The sequence below is a fragment of the Micromonospora sp. WMMD1102 genome (assembly GCF_029626265.1).
Taxonomy (GTDB): Bacteria; Actinomycetota; Actinomycetes; order Mycobacteriales; family Micromonosporaceae; genus Plantactinospora.
Genome location: NZ_JARUBN010000001.1, coordinates 3,367,824 through 3,389,124, shown reverse-complemented (window position 1 = coordinate 3,389,124; position 21,301 = coordinate 3,367,824). Strand labels below are relative to the sequence as shown.

General features: G+C 74.0%; 19 protein-coding genes and 2 pseudogenes. 8 read left to right on the top strand and 13 right to left on the bottom strand.

The features are described 5' to 3' along the window. Positions 1 to 125: 125 nt before the first annotated feature. The 6 genes and pseudogenes from O7626_RS15110 to O7626_RS15090 all read right to left on the bottom strand — a co-directional run bounded on the left by O7626_RS15110 (position 126) and on the right by O7626_RS15090 (position 5,445). Positions 126 to 800 carry a hypothetical protein gene (locus O7626_RS15110; RefSeq protein WP_278061794.1) on the bottom strand — a complete coding sequence of 225 codons (675 nt, stop codon included), beginning with the start codon at positions 798 to 800 and terminating at the stop codon, positions 126 to 128. Then, a pseudogene (locus O7626_RS41540) lies at positions 797 to 1,492 on the bottom strand (cell division protein FtsK); the annotation flags it as partial. The gene O7626_RS15110 and the pseudogene O7626_RS41540, both read right to left, overlap by 4 nt. Before the next feature lie 234 nt (positions 1,493 to 1,726). Beyond that, positions 1,727 to 3,679 (bottom strand): annotated as a pseudogene (locus O7626_RS15105) (FtsK/SpoIIIE domain-containing protein); the annotation flags it as partial. Further along, the gene (locus O7626_RS15100) at positions 3,672 to 4,538 is read right to left on the bottom strand and encodes a hypothetical protein (RefSeq protein ID WP_278061792.1); all 867 of its coding nucleotides are present in this window, start codon (positions 4,536 to 4,538) and stop codon (positions 3,672 to 3,674) included. The gene O7626_RS15100 and the pseudogene O7626_RS15105, both read right to left, overlap by 8 nt. A gap of 8 nt (positions 4,539 to 4,546) precedes the next feature. After that, entirely contained in the window at positions 4,547 to 4,807 is a 261-nt protein-coding gene (locus O7626_RS15095; protein ID WP_107259179.1) for a hypothetical protein, read from the bottom strand. 239 nt (positions 4,808 to 5,046) lie between these two features. Further along, positions 5,047 to 5,445, bottom strand: a complete 399-nt coding sequence (locus tag O7626_RS15090) for a hypothetical protein (protein ID WP_278061791.1) — start codon at positions 5,443 to 5,445, stop codon at positions 5,047 to 5,049. A gap of 181 nt (positions 5,446 to 5,626) precedes the next feature. On the opposite strand from O7626_RS15090, the gene O7626_RS15085 reads away from it, so the two are divergent. The 3 genes from O7626_RS15085 (at position 5,627) to O7626_RS15075 (ending at position 8,908) form a co-directional block, all read left to right on the top strand. Continuing rightward, positions 5,627 to 8,194 carry an ATP-dependent Clp protease ATP-binding subunit gene (locus O7626_RS15085; protein WP_278061790.1) on the top strand — a complete coding sequence of 856 codons (2,568 nt, stop codon included), beginning with the start codon at positions 5,627 to 5,629 and terminating at the stop codon, positions 8,192 to 8,194. 196 nt (positions 8,195 to 8,390) lie between these two features. Further along, complete coding sequence (locus O7626_RS15080) at positions 8,391 to 8,558, top strand: hypothetical protein (RefSeq protein WP_278061789.1); 168 nt, start codon at positions 8,391 to 8,393, stop codon at positions 8,556 to 8,558. Then, a complete protein-coding gene (locus O7626_RS15075; protein ID WP_278061788.1) occupies positions 8,558 to 8,908 on the top strand; it encodes a DUF3140 domain-containing protein in 351 nt (116 codons plus the stop codon). Before O7626_RS15080 ends, O7626_RS15075 begins: the two co-directional genes overlap by 1 nt. A 160-nt stretch (positions 8,909 to 9,068) precedes the next feature. Here O7626_RS15075 and O7626_RS15070 read toward each other — a convergent pair whose 3' ends face one another. After that, a complete protein-coding gene (locus O7626_RS15070; RefSeq protein WP_278061787.1) occupies positions 9,069 to 9,305 on the bottom strand; it encodes a hypothetical protein in 237 nt (78 codons plus the stop codon). Between the two features lie 201 nt (positions 9,306 to 9,506). Then, on the bottom strand, positions 9,507 to 11,000 hold the full coding sequence (locus O7626_RS15065; RefSeq protein ID WP_278061786.1) for a S1 family peptidase: 1,494 nt from the start codon (positions 10,998 to 11,000) through the stop codon (positions 9,507 to 9,509). Positions 11,001 to 11,522: 522 nt separating this feature from the next. On the opposite strand from O7626_RS15065, the gene O7626_RS15060 reads away from it, so the two are divergent. After that, positions 11,523 to 12,695, top strand: a complete 1,173-nt coding sequence (locus O7626_RS15060; RefSeq protein ID WP_278061785.1) for an MFS transporter — start codon at positions 11,523 to 11,525, stop codon at positions 12,693 to 12,695. A gap of 14 nt (positions 12,696 to 12,709) precedes the next feature. Here O7626_RS15060 and O7626_RS15055 read toward each other — a convergent pair whose 3' ends face one another. The 3 genes from O7626_RS15055 to O7626_RS15045 all read right to left on the bottom strand — a co-directional run bounded on the left by O7626_RS15055 (position 12,710) and on the right by O7626_RS15045 (position 15,218). After that, the gene (locus O7626_RS15055) at positions 12,710 to 13,681 is read right to left on the bottom strand and encodes a LysR family transcriptional regulator (protein WP_278061784.1); all 972 of its coding nucleotides are present in this window, start codon (positions 13,679 to 13,681) and stop codon (positions 12,710 to 12,712) included. A 94-nt stretch (positions 13,682 to 13,775) separates the two neighbouring features. Continuing rightward, positions 13,776 to 14,492, bottom strand: coding sequence for a ThuA domain-containing protein (locus O7626_RS15050; protein WP_278061783.1), 717 nt, complete (start codon positions 14,490 to 14,492; stop codon positions 13,776 to 13,778). Between the two features lie 66 nt (positions 14,493 to 14,558). After that, complete coding sequence (locus tag O7626_RS15045) at positions 14,559 to 15,218, bottom strand: hemerythrin domain-containing protein (protein ID WP_278061782.1); 660 nt, start codon at positions 15,216 to 15,218, stop codon at positions 14,559 to 14,561. Positions 15,219 to 15,374: 156 nt separating this feature from the next. Between O7626_RS15045 and O7626_RS15040 the strand changes: the two genes are divergently transcribed. Further along, positions 15,375 to 16,706: a M20/M25/M40 family metallo-hydrolase gene (locus tag O7626_RS15040; RefSeq protein WP_278061781.1), complete on the top strand. Its 1,332-nt coding sequence runs from the start codon at positions 15,375 to 15,377 to the stop codon at positions 16,704 to 16,706. A 184-nt stretch (positions 16,707 to 16,890) separates the two neighbouring features. Continuing rightward, positions 16,891 to 17,559 (top strand): hypothetical protein, encoded by a 669-nt coding sequence (locus O7626_RS15035; RefSeq protein ID WP_278061780.1) that lies wholly within the window; start codon positions 16,891 to 16,893, stop codon positions 17,557 to 17,559. A 50-nt stretch (positions 17,560 to 17,609) separates the two neighbouring features. On the opposite strand, the gene O7626_RS15030 is transcribed toward O7626_RS15035, so the two are convergent. Next, positions 17,610 to 17,801, bottom strand: a complete 192-nt coding sequence (locus O7626_RS15030; protein WP_278061779.1) for a DUF5703 family protein — start codon at positions 17,799 to 17,801, stop codon at positions 17,610 to 17,612. Positions 17,802 to 18,035: 234 nt separating this feature from the next. Next, complete coding sequence (locus tag O7626_RS15025; protein WP_278061778.1) at positions 18,036 to 19,007, bottom strand: aldo/keto reductase; 972 nt, start codon at positions 19,005 to 19,007, stop codon at positions 18,036 to 18,038. A 211-nt stretch (positions 19,008 to 19,218) separates the two neighbouring features. On the opposite strand from O7626_RS15025, the gene O7626_RS15020 reads away from it, so the two are divergent. Then, a complete protein-coding gene (locus tag O7626_RS15020; protein WP_278061777.1) occupies positions 19,219 to 20,271 on the top strand; it encodes an LLM class F420-dependent oxidoreductase in 1,053 nt (350 codons plus the stop codon). A gap of 64 nt (positions 20,272 to 20,335) precedes the next feature. Then, positions 20,336 to 21,169: an undecaprenyl-diphosphate phosphatase gene (locus tag O7626_RS15015; protein ID WP_278061776.1), complete on the top strand. Its 834-nt coding sequence runs from the start codon at positions 20,336 to 20,338 to the stop codon at positions 21,167 to 21,169. The last annotated feature ends 132 nt before the right edge of the window (positions 21,170 to 21,301 follow it).

The window sequence follows — 21,301 nt, the reverse complement described above, 5'->3', positions numbered from 1 at the left end:
CGTCTGCGAACCGGCCCCTCCTGGACCCTCGCGTCCTCCCCAGGGGCTGGTTTCGCGCACGCATCCGCGCCCGCACCGGGCACTCGCGAACCGCGCCCGCACACCGCGCCCGCGCACCGCGCACTTCAGCGGAGCAGGCCGAACAGCGCCCCGGTGGTGACCAGGCCGGCGACCACGACCACCAGCACGGCGCGGACGTCCAGGCCGGCGTGCCGGCGGTCGGCGAGCACCCGGGCCGGCGCCAACCCGACGACCGGACCGAGCAGCGTCACCAGCAGGCCGAGCACCGGCATCGCCACCGCCAGGTCCCCGCCGTACCGTTCGCCGACGACCCCAGCGGCCACCCCGAGGGCGTACGCGGCAGCCGCGCCGAGCACCCCGAAGAGGGCCAGCAGGGGCCGGGCGGCCGGCGGCAGCTCGCCCGGTTTGCGGGCCCTGTCCAGCAGCTCCCGCACCCCTTCGAGCAGCGCCGCCACGTCGGCCGGTGCGCCGACACCGTTGCGCGGCACCGGTGGCTCGCCGATCCGGCGGTCCGCCGCACCGAACTGCCCGCGCAGGATGCTCCACAGGTGGATCGACTCCGCCTCGGTGCGGTCCACCTCCTCCTGGGCCGCCGACACCTCCGCCTCGGCCCGGCGTACCGCCTGCTCGGCGTCGCGTACCGCGCGGTCGGCGGCGGCGCACTGGCGGGCGTACCAGGCGTCCGCCTCGGCGCGCTCCGCGTCGGCCCGGCCGCTCAGCTCGGCCAGCCGCCGCAGCGCTCGGGCGTAGTCGAGGTCCCGCTCCAGGTCGCCGCTCATCGGGACGGTCCATAGGGGATGATCACTTGCCCGGTCCGGTGCACCGAGCGGTCGAAGAAGAGTCCCCGCCACGGCCGGGGGTACCAGTCCGGCCCGCCGCCGGCTCCGGGGTAGAGCGCGGAGGTGAGTTCCCCGCCCTGTACGTCGAGCGCGACCCAGGCACCGATCTGGTCCGTACGCGACGCCGGGCCGCCGAGGTCGGCCCGCAGCCGGGCCACCCCGCGCCACCAGGCGAGGGTGTGGGTACGCCGTTCCGGGCCGTTGTGCAGCACGTGCCGCAGGTGGTCCAGTCCGGAGCGCCGCCCGATGGTGGTGCCGAGCTGCCCGGCCGCCGCGTCGACGGCGTAGAGCAGCAGGTAGTGCGGCTCGCCCGGGGAGCTGCCGGAGCCGAGTCCTTCGGCCGTCTCCGCCATCAGCTCGCCGACGTCCTCCTCGGAGTACCAGGCGGCGTCCGTGCCGAGGGCCTCGTAGAGCGACCTGGCGGCGCTGTCGGCGTCCGGGTCGAGACAGGCGATGGAGAACCGGGCGGTGCCGGGTGCGTGCTGGCGGCGCAGGGACCGGGCCGCCGCGTCCAGCACCGCGCACGCCTCGTCCACCCGGGTGCCGAGTACGGCCAGGTTCCGCCCGGGTGCTCGGGGCAGCCGCATCCCGGCCGACCGGGCCTGCACGTCGATGATCTCGCCGAGCAGCGCCACCGGTCCCCGGGCGCCGGTCCGGTCCGCCGCACCGGTCCGCTCCCCGCCGTCCCGGACAGCACCCTCCGAAGCAGCACCCGAGGTGTCACCGGCAGCACCGGCCGAGGTGGCCGCCCGCGCCGGTCCGACGCCCTCCGGCCAGATCGTCCCGCCGGCCACGCGCGGCGGGCTCCCGGCCGGCACCGGCTGGGCCGGCGGCCGGAGCGTGTCCGCCGGTTGGCCCGGCGGCCGGAGCGCGACGAAGTCCGGCGCCTCCGCCAGCCGGGGGATCGCGTCGCCGTCGAAGAGCCGGGCCGGGGCGGCGTCCGGCGGGCGCATCCGCCAGAGCCGGTGCTGGAGGTCGCTCCAGGTGCCCCAGTCGCTGGCGGCCGGGATCCGGGCCACCTGGTTGCCCTCGGACATCCCCGACTCGGCGTTGACGATCGCGTGGTGCCGGGGCAGCACCTGGGCGGCGTCGTTGCGTTCGGCCAGGATGCGCAGCGCCTTGGGCAGCGCGATCCGCAGGGTGAACTGGGCGACCAGCGCCGGCCGGCCCCAGAGCGCCTCGATGCCCCGGACGTCCTGTGAGGCCAGCACCAGGTGGATGCCCTGGGAGCGGCCCCGCCGGGCCAGGTCCTCCAGCAGGTCGGCCGCCTCCCGGGCCACCGCGTCCCGGCCGGCCAGCAGCATCTGGAACTCGTCGACCACCGCGACGATCCTCGGCCAGCGGCCGGTCGGGTCCACCGCGCGCAGCTCGGCGAGCTTCGTCACCTCGTGTCGCTTGGCGGCGTCCGCCCGGCGGCGCAGCTCCTCGGCGAGGAAGCGCAGCAGGGCCAGCCCGAACTCCCGGTCGGTGTTCACGTTGATCCCGACCAGCCGCATGTGCGGCAGCCAGCTCGGGTCGCGGCGGCCCTGGGCGAACCGGGCGAACGACACCCCCTCCTTGAAGTCGAGCAGATAGAACTCCAGCTCGGTGGGGGAGTACCGGGCGGCGAGCGAACCGATCCAGGCGAAGATCAGATTGGTCTTGCCGGTACCGGACGGGCCGCCGATCAGCGCGTGCGGCGGGTAGTCGCCGAGGGTCAGCGTCACCGGCCGGCCCTGCGGGCCGTCCCCGATCGGCGCGACCAGGCCGCCGGAGGAGTCCTCCCGCCACATCTGGTCGGCCGGCGGCAGCAGGTCGGTGAAGGGCGTCGGCGGCGGGCCGGCGTTGACCCGGGCGGCCACCTCCCGGCAGGTCTCGGTGACCAGGGTGGCCGGCGGGGCGGGGTCGGGGCGCACCGGCAGTTCGGGACAGCGGTCCAGCCGGGCGACGCCGTTCTCGACCACCACCCGGTGCACGTCCGGCCCGTCGGGCAGCGCGATGCCGCGTACCACCAGGTGCACGCCGCAGGCGGCGCCGGTCCGGGCCACCCGGTCGAGCTGGCCCCGCTCGTGCCGGGACAGCTCGTCGCCGCCGAGCAGCACCGCTGTCCGCCACGGCTCGGGACGCCGGCCGGTCGCCGCGGCCAGTTCGCGCAGCGAGGCGTACTCGCCGGCCAGCACCGTCTCGTTGATCCGGCGGATCTGGTCGACCAGGTCGTCCAGGAGGCGGGCCAGCCCGCCCGGCCCAACGAAGGTGAGCAGCCCGGCGGTGGAGAGCGGGGCGAAGCCGGCCAGCCCGCCGCCGAGGTGTTCCGGGTCGTAGCCGACCAGCCGGACCGCGCCCGGGTCGCCCCGGCCCACCGCCCGGAGCAGCAGCGCGGCCACCACCGCGTCGCAGCCGGCCCGGTCGGTCCCGGACAGGTGGACATGCCCCGCGTCGAGCAGCGGCACCAGTGCCGGTACGGGCACGCTGCCGGGCAGGTCCACGGTGCCGATCCGGAGCGGTCCCGGTGCCTCGCCCCGAACCACCGGGGTGGGCCGCCAGCCCGTCCACTCCGTACCGGCGGCACCGGGCGCCTCCCGTGCGGCGGCCTCGGCGGCCCGGGCGGCGAGCCGGCCGAGTTCGGTGCCGTACCGGTCGGAGAGTTCGGCGACCCGGCGGTCCCGTTCCGCGCCGACCCGTGCGGGCACCCGGTTGGCGGCGTCCCGGATCCGGCGCAGCCGCCCCTGCGCGCTGTCGAGTTCGGTCCGTGCCGCCGTCAGCCGGGCCCGGGAGGCGCCCAGGGCGTGCGACAGCATGGCGCGGACCCGGTCGACGAGCTGGGTCCGGAGGTCAGGCATGGGTGTCCCGGGGTGCGCGAGCGGTGACGGGGCGCTGGTCGAGGCCGAGCCGGCGCATCAGCAGTCCGGTGAGGACCCCGGCGGCGACGGCCGGGTCGGCCGGGTGCGGCTGCTCGACGGGTTCCTTCGGCGGCGGCATCCGGCAGACCCGGCTGAGCAGCGTGTCGAGCACTCCCGGCGGCAGGTTGGGGACCAGGTCCCGCACCTGGCCGGTGACCTCGCGGCGCAGCCTCGGCAGGTCCGCCGCCCGGGGCGGGTGGCCGAGCAGTTCGGTCGCCAGGTCGCGCAGCATCGGCGGGGCGACCGAGGCGAGTCCGAGCCCGACGTTCGCCTCCACCGCGCGCAACTCGGTGTGCAACCGGGTCCGATCGCCGGAGCGTACTCCGCTGGTGACCCGGCGGAGCAACTCCTCCGCGTCGGTGATCTGCTGGTCCGGCTTGGGAGCCGGGGTGTCCCGCCGGTCGAAGAGTTCGGCCACCCGGACCGACCACCAGCCGCCGGTGGCGGCCGGGGCGACCCGGCGGACCGGCCCGGAGGAGTCGTCCGAGCCCTTGCCGCCGGGCCGGGCGGCCGGTCGTTCCGGGCCGGCGGCGGGCGGGCCGTCCCGGCCCAGACCGATCGCGGCCAGGTAGGAGGCGAACTGGTCCTGGGCCAACCGCAGCGCGTGCCCGGCCGTCTCCAGGTGCTCGGTGGCCGCCGACAGTTCGGGTACGCCCATCGGGTCGGCGGACTCCTGACGGACCCAGCGCAACCGTTCGGAGGCGAGTTTCAGGTGGTCGAGTGCCTTGATCACCAACTCGACCGGCAGTTCGTCGGAGGCCGCCCGCACCTGGGCGCCGAGTTCCTCGATGATGGACATCCGCTGCTCTACAGCGTCGAGACGTAGAGCTGGGCGTGTTCGACGGCGGCGAGCGTCGCGGCGAGGCACTCCTCCAACTCCTGGGCGGCCTGGGACAGCGACGCCTGGGCGGCGTCGACGGTGGAGTGTCCACTGCCCTCCAGCGCCCCGGCCAGGGTCTGTTGCGCCTCCGCGAGCTTGTCGCTGGCGGCCTGCACCGCCGCCTGGCCGTCGCCGATCTGCTGTAGTGCGGCGTCGATGGCCGCTTTCAGCTCGGCGACACTGGCCACGGCGAAACCTCCAGGGGGCGGGGAGGGCTCTAATTAGAGCTTATCCCGATCGAGACGATACGGCGCCCTGGGCGTTTGCTGCCCGGCTGTCCGTTCCCTGCTGGTCCGGCCGGCGCCGGCCGGACCCCGCACTTCCTCCTACTTTGTGTCACCGCAAGACTACTCAGTCGGATCCCCGACAGTTGTCTGGCGACGACCGGGCAGACCGGGTTCGAACAGACAACTTCCAGCCCCGGTGGTCAGCTCTCCGTACCCGGGTCGCCGGGCGGGGTGAGCCAGCGCGGGCCGCGTACCTCGGCGCCGAGGGCGGTGACCCGGTCCCGCAGCGCCCGGTCGGCGGTGACCACCACGCACCTGCGGCCGGCGGCCTCGACCGCGACCAGGCCCACCACGGCGTCGTCGCCGGAGCCGGCGGCCGCGACCACCCGGACCTGCTCGGCCGGGGCCACCCGGCGGGCGGCGCCCTCCACCACCAGCACCACCTCGATCGGCGGGGCCAGGCCGGGCAGGCCGTCCCGGGCGATCGGCGCCAGCCGGTCCCGCAGCCGCGCGGTGGCCCCGGCCCGGTCCCGCCACCAGCCGTCCGGCCGGGAGCCCACCACGTTCGCGGCGTCCACCACGAGGAGAGGATCTGCCATCCGCCCAGCCTGCCATCCGCGACGCCCAGGCTGCGGTTACGCCGGGCATCGCCCCAGCCCACCGGCCGCGACGCCCGGGCTGCGGTTACGCCGGGTTTGTCTGGCCTTCCGCCGGGTAGCCGAGGTGACGCCAGCGCCCGCGCCCGGACGCCAGCGCCCGCGCCCGTGAGGGGGATCAGAGATGACGCAGGGACCCGGCGACGGCCCCGATCCGTGGGACGAGTTTCTCGCCCGCTACTTCGGCCGGGGAGAGAGCCGTCGGCAGGGGCAGCGGGTTGACATCACCAGGCTGATGACCGCGGACGCCCGGGAGATGCTCGCCGACGCCGCACGCCGGGCGGCCCAGGCGAACAGCAGCGACCTGGACACCGACCACCTGCTCTGGGCGGCCCTGCAACGGGAACCGCTGCGGGACCTGCTCAGCCGGGCCGGCGCAGACCCGGAGACACTGCTCGGCGCGCTCGGCGGCGAGCAACGGGTGGAACGGCCGGCCAAGCACGGCCAGGTGCCGTCCAACATGGCGCTCACCCCGGCGGCCAAGCGGGCACTGCTGGACGCGCACCAGCTCTCCCGCGCGATGGGCGCCTCCTACATCGGGCCGGAACACATCCTGATGGCCCTGCCGCTCAATCCCGAGTCGCCGGCCGGCCGGATGCTGGCGGCCGGCCGGATCCAGCCGCAGTCGTTGCAGGCGGCCAGCGCCAGCGGCGGCGGCGGGAACGGCGGCGCCAAGCCGGACCGTGGCACCCCGACCCTCGACCAGTACGGCCAGGACCTCACCGACCTGGCCCGGGCCGACGAGATCGACCCGGTGATCGGCCGGTACGACGAGATCGAACAGGCGGTGGAGATCCTGTCCCGGCGTACCAAGAACAACCCGGTGCTGATCGGCGAGGCCGGGGTGGGCAAGACCGCGATCGTCGAGGGACTCGCCGAACGGATCTGCGACGGCGACGTGCCGCAGACGCTCATCGGCAAGCGGGTGGTGCAGCTCGACCTGGCCGGCCTGGTCGCCGGCACCCGCTACCGGGGCGACTTCGAGGAGCGGCTGAAGAAGGTACTCGACGAGATCCGGGCGCACGGCGACGAGTTGATCATCTTCCTGGACGAGCTGCACACCCTGGTCGGCGCGGGCGGTGCCGGTGCCGAGGGCGGGATGGACGCCAGCAACATGCTCAAGCCGGCGCTGGCCCGCGGCGACATGCGGGTGATCGGTGCGACCACGCTGAACGAGTACCGCCGGCACATCGAGAAGGACGCCGCGCTGGCCCGGCGGTTCCAGCCGGTGCTGGTGCCCGAGCCGAGCGTGGACGACACCGTCGCGATCCTGCGCGGGCTGCGCGACCGCTACGAGGCACACCACCAGGTCCGGTTCACCGACGAGGCACTCGTCGCCGCCGCCGAACTCTCCGACCGGTACGTCACCGACCGCTTCCTGCCGGACAAGGCGATCGACCTGCTCGACCAGGCCGGCGCCCGGGTGCGGCTGCGGACCCGGACGCCCGCCGGGGACGTGCGGGAGCTGGAGCAGGAACTGGAGGAGGTACGCCGGGACAAGGACCAGGCGGTCGCCGACGAGCAGTACGAGCGCGCTTCCGAGCTGCGCGACCGGCTGCACGAACTGCGCGAGCGGCTGCACGTGGCGAACGGCAACGGCGACCAGCCGGCGGTGCCCGAGGTGGGCACCCAGGAGATCGCCGAGGTGGTCTCCCGGGCCACCGGCATCCCGGTCAGCCAGCTCACCGAGGAGGAACGGGACCGGCTGCTCCGGCTGGAGGGGCACCTGCACGAGCGGGTGGTCGGCCAGGACGACGCGGTGAGCGCGGTCGCCGAGGCGGTGCGCCGGTCGCGTACCGGGCTGGCCGACCCGAACCGGCCGATGGGCAGCTTCCTCTTCCTCGGCCCGACCGGGGTGGGCAAGACCGAACTCGCCCGGGCACTGGCCGAGGCGCTCTTCGGGGAACAGGACCGGATGGTCCGGCTGGACATGAGCGAGTTCCAGGAGCGGCACACGGTGAGCCGGCTGGTCGGCGCGCCGCCCGGCTACGTCGGGTACGAGGAGGCCGGCCAGCTCACCGAGGCGGTACGCCGCCGCCCGTACGCGGTGGTGCTGCTGGACGAGATCGAGAAGGCGCACCCGGACGTCTTCAACATCCTGTTGCAGGTACTCGACGACGGGCGGCTCACCGACAGCCAGGGCCGGACGGTGAACTTCCGGAACAGCGTAATGATCATGACCAGCAACCTCGGTTCGGAGCTGATCACCGGCAGCCAGCGCAGCGTCGGCTTCGGCGGCGGCGCGGACGCCGCCGAGGAGGAGAACACCGAACTGCGGGACCGGCTGATGCGCCGGTTGCAGGAGCAGTTCCGCCCCGAGTTCCTGAACCGGATCGACGAGGTGATCATCTTCCGCCGGCTGGAGACGGCGCAGCTCCGGCAGATCACCGAGCTGCTGCTGAACGAGACCCGGCGCCGGCTGCACGCCCAGGACATCGAGGTCGAGTTCGACACCGGGGGGATCGACTGGATCGCCGAGCACGGCTACGAGCCGCAGTTCGGCGCCCGGCCGCTGCGCCGGACCATCCAGCGGGAGATCGACAACCGGCTCTCCCGGATGCTGCTGGACGGGACCGTGGAACCGGGACAGCGGATCACCGTCGGCACCCGGGACGGCGAGCTGACCTTCGACGTCGGGGCCGGGTCGAGGCCCGGCGGGCGGAGCCCGGCCACCGCCACGCACGGCCGCTGAGCACACACCGCGACCACCGGCCCGGAAACCGGCCCGGCCCGGGTTTCCGCGCCGACCTGGCCGGCCCGGTCTCCGTCGACGTGGTCGGGGCTGGTCGGTCCGGTCGCCGTCGACGTGGTCGGGGCGGGTCCGATGTCCGCCAGCCCGGTCGGGGCCGGTCCGGTGTCCGCCGGCCGGGACGAGGAAGGAGAACCGGGTGAGCCAGCCCGAGGAGAACCGCGAGAAGAGCGCCAAGACCGACGCCGTACTGCGGCCACCGGCCGCCACCGGCGGGCCGGCCCGTCCCCGGACACCCGAGGACGGCCGGAACCGTACCGAAGCAGAGCCGGACCGGTCCGCGCCGCGGCCGGAGGAGGAGGCGTGATGGCCCGGCAGCAGCGGGTGGAGCCGGAGGTGGAGCAGTTGTGGCAGGACTTCCACAGCCGGGTCAACGTCAGCTCGGAGCAGTTGCGCAGCTGGCTGCTCACCCAGGGGTCCGGTGAGGAGGCGTTCGGCGCCGACCCGGACCTCGGGGTGCCGGAACGCGGCCGGCGGATCCTCGCCGTGCTCGGCAAGCGCAAGGTGGACCTGACCGGTGGCGACATCGAGGTGATGCGGGAGACGGTCGCCGAGATCGAGGACCTGCTCGACACCCGGCCGGCGGCCGGGGTGACCGACGAGGGGTGGCGGCGGGCCCTGCTCGACCTCGGCCACGACCCGCTGCTCGAACGGTAACCGCGACCGCCGGTGCCGGGCCGGTGCTCGGCCGGCCCAGTGCTCGGACCGTGCCGGGCTCCGGCGTCGGGACGGGAACGGCCAAGCCCCGCCGGTGGACCCCGTCCGGTTCCGGCGTCGCCGACTCGCTCCGGTTCCGGTCGGCCGCCGACGGTCCGGTTCAGGCGCCGCCGATGCTCGGGACGTTCAGCCCGGCCGCCTCGGCGGCGTCGGTCCGCTCGACGCGCAGCGCCTCCTCCCGGGCCAGCAGCGCCGCGTACTCGGCGACGTCCTCGGGGGTCGGCAGCGCCGACAGCCGGCGCAGGAACGCCTCCACGTCGCGGGAGGCGGCGGTGTGCGCGGCGGCGGCCCGGCGTACCGTCTCGCGGTCGTCCTCTGGCGGGATCATGTCGGTCATGCCGGTACCGGTACCCGCTGCGGCCCGCTTCGCACCGGTCCGGCCCGAACAGCCTGGACGGCCACCCCGGCCGGCTTCCGACGGCGTCGCCGCTCCGCTTTCCGGCCGCTCCGCGTCGCCGGGCTCCCCGCGTGGCGCACGCGGGGAGCCCGGGACGGTCGAGCCGGCCGGTGGCCCGGTGGGGCGGCACCGGACCACCGGTCAGGGCGCCGTGGCGCCCAGGGTGTAGCTGCCCGACCCGCTGTACGCGTCGACGGCGTACCGGTAGTAGCCGGCGGCGCCGGTGTAGGACACCGTCTCGTCCGGCCCGGAGGAGGTGCCCTGGGCCACGATCACCCAGGAGCTGCCGCTCCACCGTTGCAGGTAGAGGTCGAAGTCCACTCCGGACGGCCCGTCGAGGCAGCCGCGGTGGGTGCCGGACCGGGTCGTCTGGTAGTAGCTGCCGTTCGGCTGGTACTGCACCCCGCCGGCGGCCAGCGAACCGGTGAACGTGCTGGCGTACCCGGTGCAGGTGCCGCTGGGCGGCGGCTCGCCCGGGTCACCACCGCTGGTACGCAGCGTCAGCCCGTACACCGAGAGGATCTCGTTGACCGGCTGGAAGTACGTCGTGCCGCCGGAGGAGCAGTTGCCCGAGCCGCCGGAGGTGACGCCCTGGGCCTGCTGGCCGGAGAGCCACGAGCCGCCCGAGTCACCCGGCTCGGCGCAGGCGTTGGTCCGGGTCAGGCCGCCGACCGAGCCCTCCGCGTAGTTGACCGTCTGGTTCTTGGCCTGCACGGTGCCGCACCGCCAGCCGGTGGTGGAGCCGGACCGGCAGATCGCCGCGCCGACCGCGGACTCGGTGGAACCGGCCACCGTCACGTTGCCGCCCGCGTAGTTGTTCACCCACGGCTGCGGGGTCCAGTTGCTGTTGGTCTGCACCCAGCCGTAGTCGTTGCCGGGGAAGGAGGAGCCCCGGAAGGTGCCCTGGGCGACCTGGTTGTAGCCCTGGGTGGCGGTACCGGTCCGGCCGCAGTGCCCGGCCGTTACGAAACCGCCGGTGACGGAGAAGCCGACCGAGCAGCGGCCGCCCATGTAGTAGGCGTCGCCGCCGCGCACGTCGTAGTAGAGCCGGGGCGCCTCGGCGGTGGCGACGACCCGTACCGCCGACGCGTCCACGCCGCTGGCCGAGACGAAGGCGGTGGCGGCGGACGTACCGCCGTTCGCCAGTACCACGACGCTGTTGGTGGGCACGTCGACGTACCAGCCGGGGACTGCCCGGGCGGGTGCCTCCGCGGCAGCCCGGTCCAGTGTGGACTTGATCGCGTCGAGCTGGGCGGCACTGCGGGCGACCAGCTTCGGCTGCGCACCGGCCGCGGTCACCCGGGCCGCCTGGGCGCGGTCGGTGACCGCCACCACGAGGTCGCCGGCCGGCGAGATCCAGCCGCCCGCGTACGCCCGGCCGAGCGACTTGCGCAGTCCGGCGTCGGTCCGACTGGCCCGGTCGTCCCGGCCGATCCGGGTCCTGGCCTGTGCGGCGGTGAGCCCGAGGTCGCGCTGCATCGCGGCGAGCATGTCCGGGCTGGCGGCCTCGGCGGTGGCCGGAGCCGGCTCCGCCGTGCCGTTGTCCGGCGCCGCGGCGGCGGGTGGCGCCACGGTGCCGAGGATCCCCACCGGCAGCAGGGTCACCGCTGCCAGTGTGGCGAGTCTTCGCTTCATCCGGAGTCTCCTTAGCGGAAGTTCGGGGGCGGGGGATTCGGGGTGCGGGAACCGGAGCCGGCCAGCTGCGTCGGCGGCGTCGCCGTGCTGGGCGGGGACGCCGGTGAGCGGCAGGCGGGCGGTCGGCGGCGGGTGGCGGTACGACGGCCCGCCGGCCGCAGGGGTGGCCCGCAGAGCGGCCGGGCCGTGCGCCGTCCGCCCGTGCGCCGTCCGCCCGTGCGCCGCCGGCCCGGAACCAGGCGGCGCACGGTGGCCGGGGCCCCGCCGACCGGGGGTCAGTCCCGCCGGTGGCGGCGATGTCGACGTCGCCGGTACCAGCGGTTCTGGGTCGGGTAGGGCATGGTTAAGGTAGCCCGGCCAGGATCGACCCAGGTATATCCCGCCTAGCTCATACCGCCCCGCCCCGGCAGCGGGCGGGGGCGCGACACCCGGCCGGCGGGACCTCGTAATCTTGGGCGCCGGGTCGATCCCGCCCGTTCGTCACCGGCCCAGACAGCCCCGTCGCGCCGTCGAGGAGCGTCCGTGCCACCCACCCGTACCGCCCGGCCGCCGGTGGTCGTGCTGGCCTATTCCGCGTTCGTCCTGGTCAGTCTGAGCGCCGGGGTCGCCGGGGTGCTGCTGCCGGCCCAGATCGACGACTACGGGGTGGACAAGGCCACCATCGGGATCACCTTCTTCACCTTCTCCGCCGGCTTCCTGCTGGCCGGGATCAGCACCGGCGGCCTGATCGACCGCCTCGGCACCCGGGCCGCGCTGGCGGTCGGTGGTGGCGCCTTCGTCGTCGCCGCCCTCTACACGGCGGTCCGCCCGCCCTTCCTGGCGTTCGTCGCGGTGCAGGTGGTGGCCGGCTACGGCATCGGGGTACTGGAGTCGGTGCTCAACGCCCACCTCAGCGAACTGCCCGGGGCGACGACACTGCTGAACCGGCTGCACGCCTTCTTCGGCGTCGGGGCACTGCTCGCTCCGGCCCTGGCCGCCTGGATGCTGCGCGCGCTGCCGTGGACGGCCGTGTGGCTGGTACTCGGCCTGGTCGGCCTGCCGCTGGTGGCCGGCTTCCTGCTGGCGTACCCGAAGCGGCACGTCCCCGACCGCGACCCGGAGCCCGGACCGGACAGCTCGATTCCCGGCGGCGGCCCGGCCCTCGGCGACCCAGCGCCGGCCGGCGGCACCGGCGGCCGGACCGGCAGCGGCGGTCTACTGGTCGCGGCACTGCGGCAGCCGGCGGTGCTGCTGGCGGCGGTCTTCCTCGCCTGCTACGTCGGACTCGAGATCAGCGTCGGCAACTGGGCCTTCACCCTGCTGGTCGACGGCTACCGGCAGTCCGAGGTACTCGCCGGCTACGCGGTCAGCGGCTACTGGCTGGGTCTGACCGCCGGCCGTTTCCTGATCAGCCCGCTCGCCACCCGGGCCGGGCTGACCCCGGGCGCCACCAGCGCCGGCTGCCTGGTCGGCGTCGTGGTCTGCGCGGTACTCGCCTGGGCGGTACCGGTCGCGGCGGGGCGCTCTTCCCCTGGTTGGCCGGCGTCGTCGCGCAGGGGATCGGGGTGTGGACCCTGTTGCCCTTCGCCGTCGTGCTGGCACTCGGCCAGTTCGCGATCTGGTGCCGGCTCACCCGCCGGCTCACCGCCGCCTGACAAAGCTGTCAGCTGCTCACCCGCCGGCCCACCGCCGCCTGACGGAGGTGTCAGCGGCTGACCGGGCGGCTTCGGTCAGGCGGCGGCCAGGTCCTGCGGGCCGAAGTTGGGGTTCCGGGCCAGCCAGGCGAGGTAGTTCGGGTTCCGGGAGAGCGAGTCCGTGTACGCCGCGATGGCGTGCCCGAGCACCCGGTCGGCGATGCCGGCCGCCGGAGCCTCCGGGTGCCAGCCGAGCAGCAGCCGCCAGCGCAGCGGAGTGTGCGCCAGCGGCCGGGTGACCAGGCCGGAGACCGGCCGGAAGGTGGCCTGGGCGAGCGCGATCGCCTCGCCGGCCTCGACCAGGTCGATGCAGCTGCGGATGTCGGTCTCGTAGATCTTCGCCGGGGTGAAGCCGGCCCGGGCACAGGCCGCCACGAAGCAGTCCGCGAAACAGCCGTCCCCGGGCGCCGCCGCCCAGCGCTCTCCGGCCAGCGCCGCCAGGTGCACCTCGTCGTGCGCGGCCAGCGGATGCGCCTCCGGCAGGAGTACGAAGACGGCGTCCACCGCCACCGCCCGCCAGGTCAGCCCGAACTCCGCCGACGGTACGGCGTCGCCGCAGACCCCGGAGAGCACGAAGTCGAGCCGGCCGCTGAGCACCATCTGGGCCAGCTCGTCCACCGACCAGGAGGCGTGCGTGCTGATCTGCGCGTGCGGCTGGTCGGCGGCGAGCCGGTGTACCAGTCCACCGAGGATCGGGCTGTTCACCCCGCCGAACCGGAAGCGGGTCATCGTGGTGCCGGTACCGGCCAGCCGGGCCGCCTCGTCCTGCAACCCCTTCATCGCGGGCAGCAGTACCCGGGCCCGGGCCAGTACCAGTTCGCCCAGCGCGGTCGGTCGGGCGCCGCGTCGGTCCCGCTCGAACAGCGGGCCGCCGAGAGTCCGCTCGATGCGCTGGAGCTGTGCGGTGAGCGCGGGCTGTGCCAGGCCGAGGGTGGAGGCCGCCTTCGTCACGCTGCCCGTCTCCGCGATCGCGCAGACCACCTTGAGGTGCCGCAGCTCCAGGTTCATAGCGTGACGGTAGGACCCGAAAGGGATTCACGGCTAGACCTTCGACCAGTGAAAGATCCCCCAAAGGAAACCCAAACTGCGACCGAACGGACACCTAAATCTGTCGGGCGGCCCAGAGCAGGCCCCGTTCGGTGATCCGGCGGATCGGCGGCAGGGTCAGGTCGTCGAGTTTGTGCCCGACCGTGGAGACGAAGACCCGACCCGCGCCCCAGCTCCGGGTCCAGACCGCGGGCAGGGTGACCGAACGGTCCCACGGCGTGCCCTGGGCCGGTGGGCCGTCGTCCGCCGCCGCGTCCCGGTCCGCCGGCTCGGGGTCGAAGGTCACCGTCGCGAGTACGTCGTTGAGCGGGTCGGCCAGCACCCAGTACTTCTCGGTGTGCAGGCGTACCGTGCCGACGCCCCGGACGATCGGATGGTCGGCCCGCTCCGGCAGCACCGTCAGCTCGTGGTCGGAGAAGCCCGGCGGATGGTGCACGAACACCCCACCGGTCAGCTGGTGGTAGGCGTTGTGGTGGAAGGCGCCCACGATTCCGCCGTGCCAGCCGGCGAACCCGGTGCCGGCCCGGACCGCCGCGACCAGTCCGGCCGCCTGCTCGTCGGTGATGGTCCCGATCGACCAGCACTGCACCACCAGGTCGGCGGCGGCCATCCGGTCCGGGTCGGCGTAGACGGCGAGGTCGTCGTGCACCTCGACGCTGAAGCCCGCGTTTCGGAGGAACGGGACGAACAACTCCGTCGCGGCCACCGGGACGTGTCCCTCCCAGCCGCCCCGGACCACCAGCGCGTCGCGCACCGCCAAACCTCCGTCCATCGGCATCTCGGCCCGGCGCGGAGATCCGCACCGGGCCGAGCACGATCATGTCATCCCCGTCGAGGGTCAGGCTCCCGTCGTCGGGGTCGCGGTGCTGGCCGGCGGGTTCAGGTCCTCGACGTACGTCGGCCGGCCGCTCACCGCGTCGCGTACCTTGTCGACCACGCCGAGCGCGGGCTCGACCACCCGGTTCCACGGCGGTGTCGTCGGGGCGTCCGGATGCGGCCGGGTCGGTGCGGCCTCCTCGGCGATCTCCACCCGGTTGCCGAGCCGGATCAGGTCGGCGTCGCTGGCCGCCGCCCGCAACGCGGGGAAGATCTCCGCCGACGCGGTCGAGGCGTGCCGGCGCAGCTGCCCGGTGACCTCGTCGGCGAGTTCGGCGAACCGCGGCTCGGTCGGCGTTACCTGCGCGAGTTCCCGCAGCGTACGCAGCACGTCGGTGTCCGCCGCGATCTCCCGGTCGGCCAGCGTGGCACCGTCGGGCAGGGTGCTACGGATCGTCGGATAGAGGTACTGCTCCTCGCCGGAGAGATGCCGGGCGACGGTCGCGGTCAGCACCTCGGCGACCTGGCTGCGCCGCTCCGCGCCGATGTCCTCGGTCAGCTCGCCGCAGAGCGCGACGATCTGGTCGTGTTCCTCGGCGAGCAGGTCCACCATGCTGCGCCCGCCCGGCCGGTACTCCTCGTCGTCACCGGTCGGGGGCAGTGGCGGCAGTGGCACGCTCACGATTGGCCTCCTCACTGCGGTCCGCCGGTCCGCCGGTGTCCATCGACCGGCGCTGCTCCGCGGACACCCGCAGGTACCCTCCGGTAAGGACGGCGAAACCCCGACACCGGGTGGGGGCGGGACGCGCGGGGCCGCCCGGCTGGTATGAAGAACCGCATGAGTAGCCAGCCCGGGTCCTCCGCCTTCCCGAGCGCCGCCGACGAGGTCGTCGAGCTGTGCCGGGACCTGCTCCGGATCGACAGCAGCAACACCGGTGACCCCGAGACGACCGTCGGCGAACGCCGCGCCGCGGAGTACGTGGCGGAGAAGCTCGCCGAGGTCGGCGTCGAGTCGCAGCTACGCGAGTCGGCACCCGGCCGGACCAGCCTGGTGGCCCGGATCCCCGGCACCGACCCGGGCCGGGGCGCCCTGCTGGTGCACGGGCACCTGGACGTCGTACCGGCCGACGCCAGCGAGTGGTCGGTGCACCCGTTCTCCGGCGAGGTCGCCGACGGCTACCTCTGGGGCCGGGGCGCGATCGACATGAAGGACTTCGACGCGATGGTGCTGGCGGTGCTCCGCGACTGGCAGCGCACCGGGGTACGCCCGCCCCGCGACCTGGTGCTCGCCTTCACCGCCGACGAGGAGGCCGGCGGCGAGTACGGCGCGCACTTCCTGGTCGAGCGGCATCCCGAGCTGCTGGAGGGCTGCACGGAGGCGATCGGCGAGGTCGGCGGCTTCTCCTATACGGTCAGTCCCGACCTGCGGCTCTATCTGATCGAAACCGCCGAGAAGGGCCTGGAGTGGCTGCGGCTGCACGCCCGGGGCCGCCCCGGGCACGGCTCCATGGTGCACGACGACAACGCCGTCACCGCGCTGGCCGAGGCGGTGGCCCGGGTCGGCCGGCACCGGTTCCCGATCGTGGTCACCCCGACCGTGCGGGCCTTCCTGGAGCAGGTCTCCGAGGCGCTCGGCATCGAACTCGACCCCGACGATCCGGAGTTGGCGATCGCCAAGCTCGGGCCGATCGCCAACCTGATCGGGGCGACGGTCCGGAACACCGCCAACCCGACCCGGCTGGCGGCCGGCTACAAGGACAACGTGATCCCGAGCCGGGCCAGCGCCACCATCGACTGCCGGAGCCTGCCCGGCCAGTCCGAGCTGTTGATGGAGCAGCTGCGCGAGGTGATCGGGCCGGACATCGAGATCGAGCACGTGCAGCGGCAGCCGGCGCTGGAGACCAGCTTCGACGGCGACCTGGTCGACGCGATGGCGGCGGCGCTGCGGGCCGAGGACCCGGGCGCCCGGCCGGTGCCGTACATGCTCTCCGGCGGCACCGACGCGAAGGCGTTCGCCAAGCTCGGCATCCGCTGCTTCGGCTTCGCGCCGCTGCGGCTGCCGGCCGACCTGAACTTCTCCGCGCTGTTCCACGGCATCGACGAGCGGGTGCCGGTCGACGGACTACAGTTCGGCGTACGGGTGCTCGACCGGTTCCTCCGGCAGAGCTGACCATCCGTCCACCTGGCGGATCCGGCGGCACTCGTCTACGGTTCCCCGGTTGATCCATCCACTTCCGGTTCCACCCAATCCCGGTCCGTCGGTTCCCGGCCCGTGTCGGCGGATCGACTGCCCGCCCGGCACCACGGTCGCCCCGGCGGGCCGGTGACATCGCAGCGAAGGGACAGGCCACACCATGACCGACCAGCACGCCGAGCTGGACGCCGCCCTGGAACGGGTCGTCGAGACCGCCCGGGCGCACCTGGCAGCGGTCCGGGCCGCCGACGGCCGGATCGACGACGATGCCGTCTGGCAGGCGTACGTCGAGCTCAACAACGCGTCGTACGCGTACGATGAGCAACTGCTCGACGCCTTCGGCGAGGTCACGCCGTGGGACGTGGAGGCGATCGACCCGGACGAGGCGGACGAGCGCTTCGGGGTGGGGCTGGGCGGTGCCGACGGCTCGGAGCCGAACGACCCGCACCCGCTGGTCCTCTCCGTACGCCACCGGCGCGACTACCGGGTGCCGAGCGTCGCCGCCCTACTCCGCGTGGCCCAGGCAGCCCGCCGGGCCGCCGTGCCGGACGAGGAGGAGTCGCCGGTGGTGGAGGGTGTCGGCGAGGCCGTGCTGGAGCTGTTGCAGACCGGGGACGGGTCGCTCGGCGCCCTGGACATCCCGGAGCTGGAGCCGCTGGACGGCGTCGTGATGGTCAGCGAGGTCTCGGTGCCGCTGGATCTGGAGTCCTTCGACGACGAGGACAGCAGCGGGCCGTTCACGCCGGGGGCCGACGACCGGCTCGTCGGCCGGCTGGACGAGCACCCGTTCCTGTCCGAGGCCGACGAGGAGGCCGAGCAGGCCCGGTAGGGCGGCTCGGCGGCACCCCCGGGGCGGAAGTGGGCTGGCAGCCCGGGGAGCTAGTAGGAGAGGCCCGGTTGCGACTGGTTGACCACGCGGCGGCGCAGCACCACCTGCCGCGTACCGTCACGGAACAGTCGCACCCGGGCCAGCTCCCAGCCGGAGAACTCGGCCTGGATCGCCAGTTGCGCCATCGCGGTCATCCGGTCGACATTCGGCGGTAACCGCAATGGCGCGTATTCGTAGTCCATGTCCTCTATCCTGCCCACCGTCGCGGGGTGGCACCAGTCCTTCCCCGCCGTGAGCTGCCGTGGTGTCCGACCGGCGACCGGACGTCCCGTTCCGGTCGCGGCGATGTCGCGTTCCGGGTCGCGGCGATGTCGCGTTCTGGTGGCCGGGCTCGGCGATCCTGTCCTGCCCTCGGCGATCCTGTCCTGCCCTCGGCGCTCTCGTCCTGTCCCCGGCGCTCCCGTCCTGCCCCGGGCTCAGCTGTCCCGTTCCGGGTAGCCGACCGGGACGGCCGAGACGTCGTCGAGTGCCCGGGTGATCTCCAGCGGCAGCGTCATCCGCTCCACCTGGAGGGCCCCGAGCAGCTGGCCGACGGTGCGGGCGCCGAGGATCGGGGCGACCACTCCGGGCCGGTCCCGGATCCAGGCCAGCGCCACCTCCAGCGGCGACACCCCGAGACCGCCGGCCGCGGTGGCCACCGCCTCCACGATGCTGGAGCAGCGCGGCTCCAGGTAGCGGGCGACGAACGGCTCGAAGTGCGCCGAGGCGGCCCGGGAGTCGGTCGGGCGGCCGTGCCGGTACTTGCCGGTCAACACCCCGCGACCCAGCGGCGACCAGGGCAGCACACCCAGCCCCAGACTCTCGCAGGCGGGCAGCAGCTCCCGCTCGACGCCGCGCTCCAGCAGCGAGTACTCCACCTGGGCGGCGACCACCGGGGCCCGGCCGGGGAACGCGGCCTGCCAGGTGGCCGCCTGGGCGGTCTGCCAGCCGGAGAAGTTGGAGACGCCGACGTACCGGACCCGGCCGCTGTTCACCGCGTGGTCCAGGGCGGCCAGCGTCTCCTCCAGCGGGGTGGCGGGGTCGTAGCCGTGCACCTGCCACAGGTCGACGTGGTCGGTGCCGAGCCGGCGCAGCGAGGCGTCCAGGGTGCGCAGCAGGTGACCCCGGGAGGTGTCCCGGCGGCGGTCGGCACCGGGCCGCAGCCCCGCCTTGGTGGCGATCAGCAGGTCGTCGCGGGGCACCAGGGTGCCGAGCAGGGAGCCGATCACCGCCTCCGCGTCGCCGTCGCCGTAGACGTCGGCGGTGTCGACGAGATTGCCGCCGGCATCGAGATAACTCTTCAGTTGGGCGGCGGCGTCGTCCGCATCGGTGTCCCGACCCCAGGTCATGGTGCCGAGCGCGAGCCGGGAAACCGCCAGCCCGCTTCGGCCGAGCGGTCGTTGTCGCATGGTTGAACCTTATTCAGAACATCGCTCCGCCGATATCCTCGCTCCCACCATCCCGGCCAGGCTTCCCGGACCGGTCCACGGCGTCGGTCAGCGCGGACCGCCACAAAACCGACTTCCGGGCATGGGTCCGGCATCGGCGGGTCAGCGGAGGGCGGTCGGGGGTCATTGCGTACCCTGATGCGACTTGCGAACGGATGGGGGAGAGGGACCAGTGCGACTCGGGCTCAGCCTCGGATACCAGACGGCGTGGAGCACTCTGGCGGACCATCTGGCCCTGGCCCGGGAGGCGGACCGGCTCGGCTACTCGGTGGTCTGGGCGGCCGAGGCGTACGGCTCGGACTCGCCGAGCATGCTGGCCTGGCTCGCCGGCCAGACCGAGCGGATCGACGTCGGCTCGGCGGTGATGCAGATCCCGGCGCGCAGTCCGGCCGCAACCGCGATGACCGCCGCGACCATCGACGCGATCTCCGGCGGCCGGTTCCGGCTCGGCCTCGGCGTCTCCGGCCCACAGGTTTCAGAGGGCTGGCACGGGGTGCGGTTCGCCAAGCCGCTGGCCCGGACCCGGGAGTACGTCGACATCGTCAAGCTGGCCATCGCCCGCAAGCCGGTGGAGTACGACGGCGCGCACTACCGGCTGCCGCTGCCGGACGGCCCCGGCAAGGCGCTGCGGCTCGGCTTCCACCCGCCCCGCGAGGAGATCCCGATCTACCTGGCGGCGGTCGGCCCGAAGAACCTCGAACTCGCCGGTGAGATCGCCGACGGCTGGCTGGCGATCTTCTTCGCCCCGGACTTCGCCGCCGACCAGCTGCGCACCGTCGCCGCCGGCCGGGCGAAGGCCGGCAGGGAGCTCGCCGGGTTCGGCATCGTGCCAAGCGTGCCGGTGGTGGTCGGTGACGACGTCGCCAACTGCGCCGAGCTGGTCCGCTGGTACGCCGCGCTCTACCTCGGCGGGATGGGCAGCCGGGAGCAGAACTTCTACAACCAGCTCGCCACCCGGATGGGCTACGGCGACGCCGCCCGTGAGGTGCAGGACCTCTACCTGGCCAAGCGGCAGCGGGACGCGGCGGCGGCCGTACCGCTGGAGTTCATCGACCGGACCTCGCTGCTCGGGCCGAAGGAGCGGATCGCCGACAAGATGCGCGAGTACGCCGCCTCCGGCGTGACGACCCTCTCGGTGAGCCTCTTCGTCGCCGACGCGGAAAGCGGCATCCAGACCCTGCGCACCTGCGCCGAGGCGCTGGACCTCGCCGGGGTCGGCGAGTGAACGGGCCCGGCCAGCGGGGACCGGCGGACGGCGGGCGGAGTACGGCGGGGAGCGGAGTGCGCGGGTGAGCTGGATCGAGACAATCGTCCTGGGGATCGTCCAGGGCCTCACCGAGTTCCTGCCGATCAGTTCCTCCGGCCACCTGCGGATCACCTCGGCGATCTTCTTCGACCAGGACGCCGGTGCGTCGTTCACCGCGGTCACCCAGCTCGGCACGGAAGCCGCCGTGCTGCTCTACTTCGCCAAGGACATCTGGCGGATCACCCGGGTCTGGGTGATCGGCATCTGGGACCCCTCCGTCCGGTCCAGCCTCGACTACCGGATGGGCTGGTACGTGATCATCGGGTCGATCCCGATCGGCGTGTTCGGCCTCCTGTTCAAGGACCAGATCCGTACCGCCGCCCGGAACCTCTGGCTGGTCGCCACCACGCTCATCGTCTTCGCCTTCGTGCTGGCCTTCGCCGAGTACTGGGGTCGGCAGACCCGCCGGCTGGAGAACTTCACCCTGCGGGACGGCATCGTGATGGGTCTCGCCCAGGCGATGGCGCTGATTCCCGGGGTGTCCCGCTCCGGCGGCACGCTCACCGCCGGGCTCTTCCTCAACCTCACCCGCGAGGCGGCGGCCCGGTACTCGTTCCTGCTGGCCATCCCGGCGGTGGTGATGTCCGGGGTCTTCAGCCTCCCGGACGTCTTCGACACCAGCGGCGGCGGCGCGATCCCCACCCCGGCGCAGATGGTGGTGGCCACGATCATCGCCTTCGGTGTCGGCTACGCCGCCATCGCCTGGCTGCTGCGTTATGTCGCGCACCACACCCTCTACGTCTTCGTCCTCTACCGGGTGGCGCTGGGCAGCCTGGTACTGGCCCTGCTGCTCACCGGCACGATCTCGGCCACCTGAGGCCGACCCCGCCCCTGACCAACCCGCTTCCCCCACCTGTGCCTGCCCCTGCCCCTGCCCCTGACCCGCCCGTTCGGCCGCGACGCACCCGCTCGGCCGCTCGACCTCCCGGCACCGGTCCGTGGCGGCGCG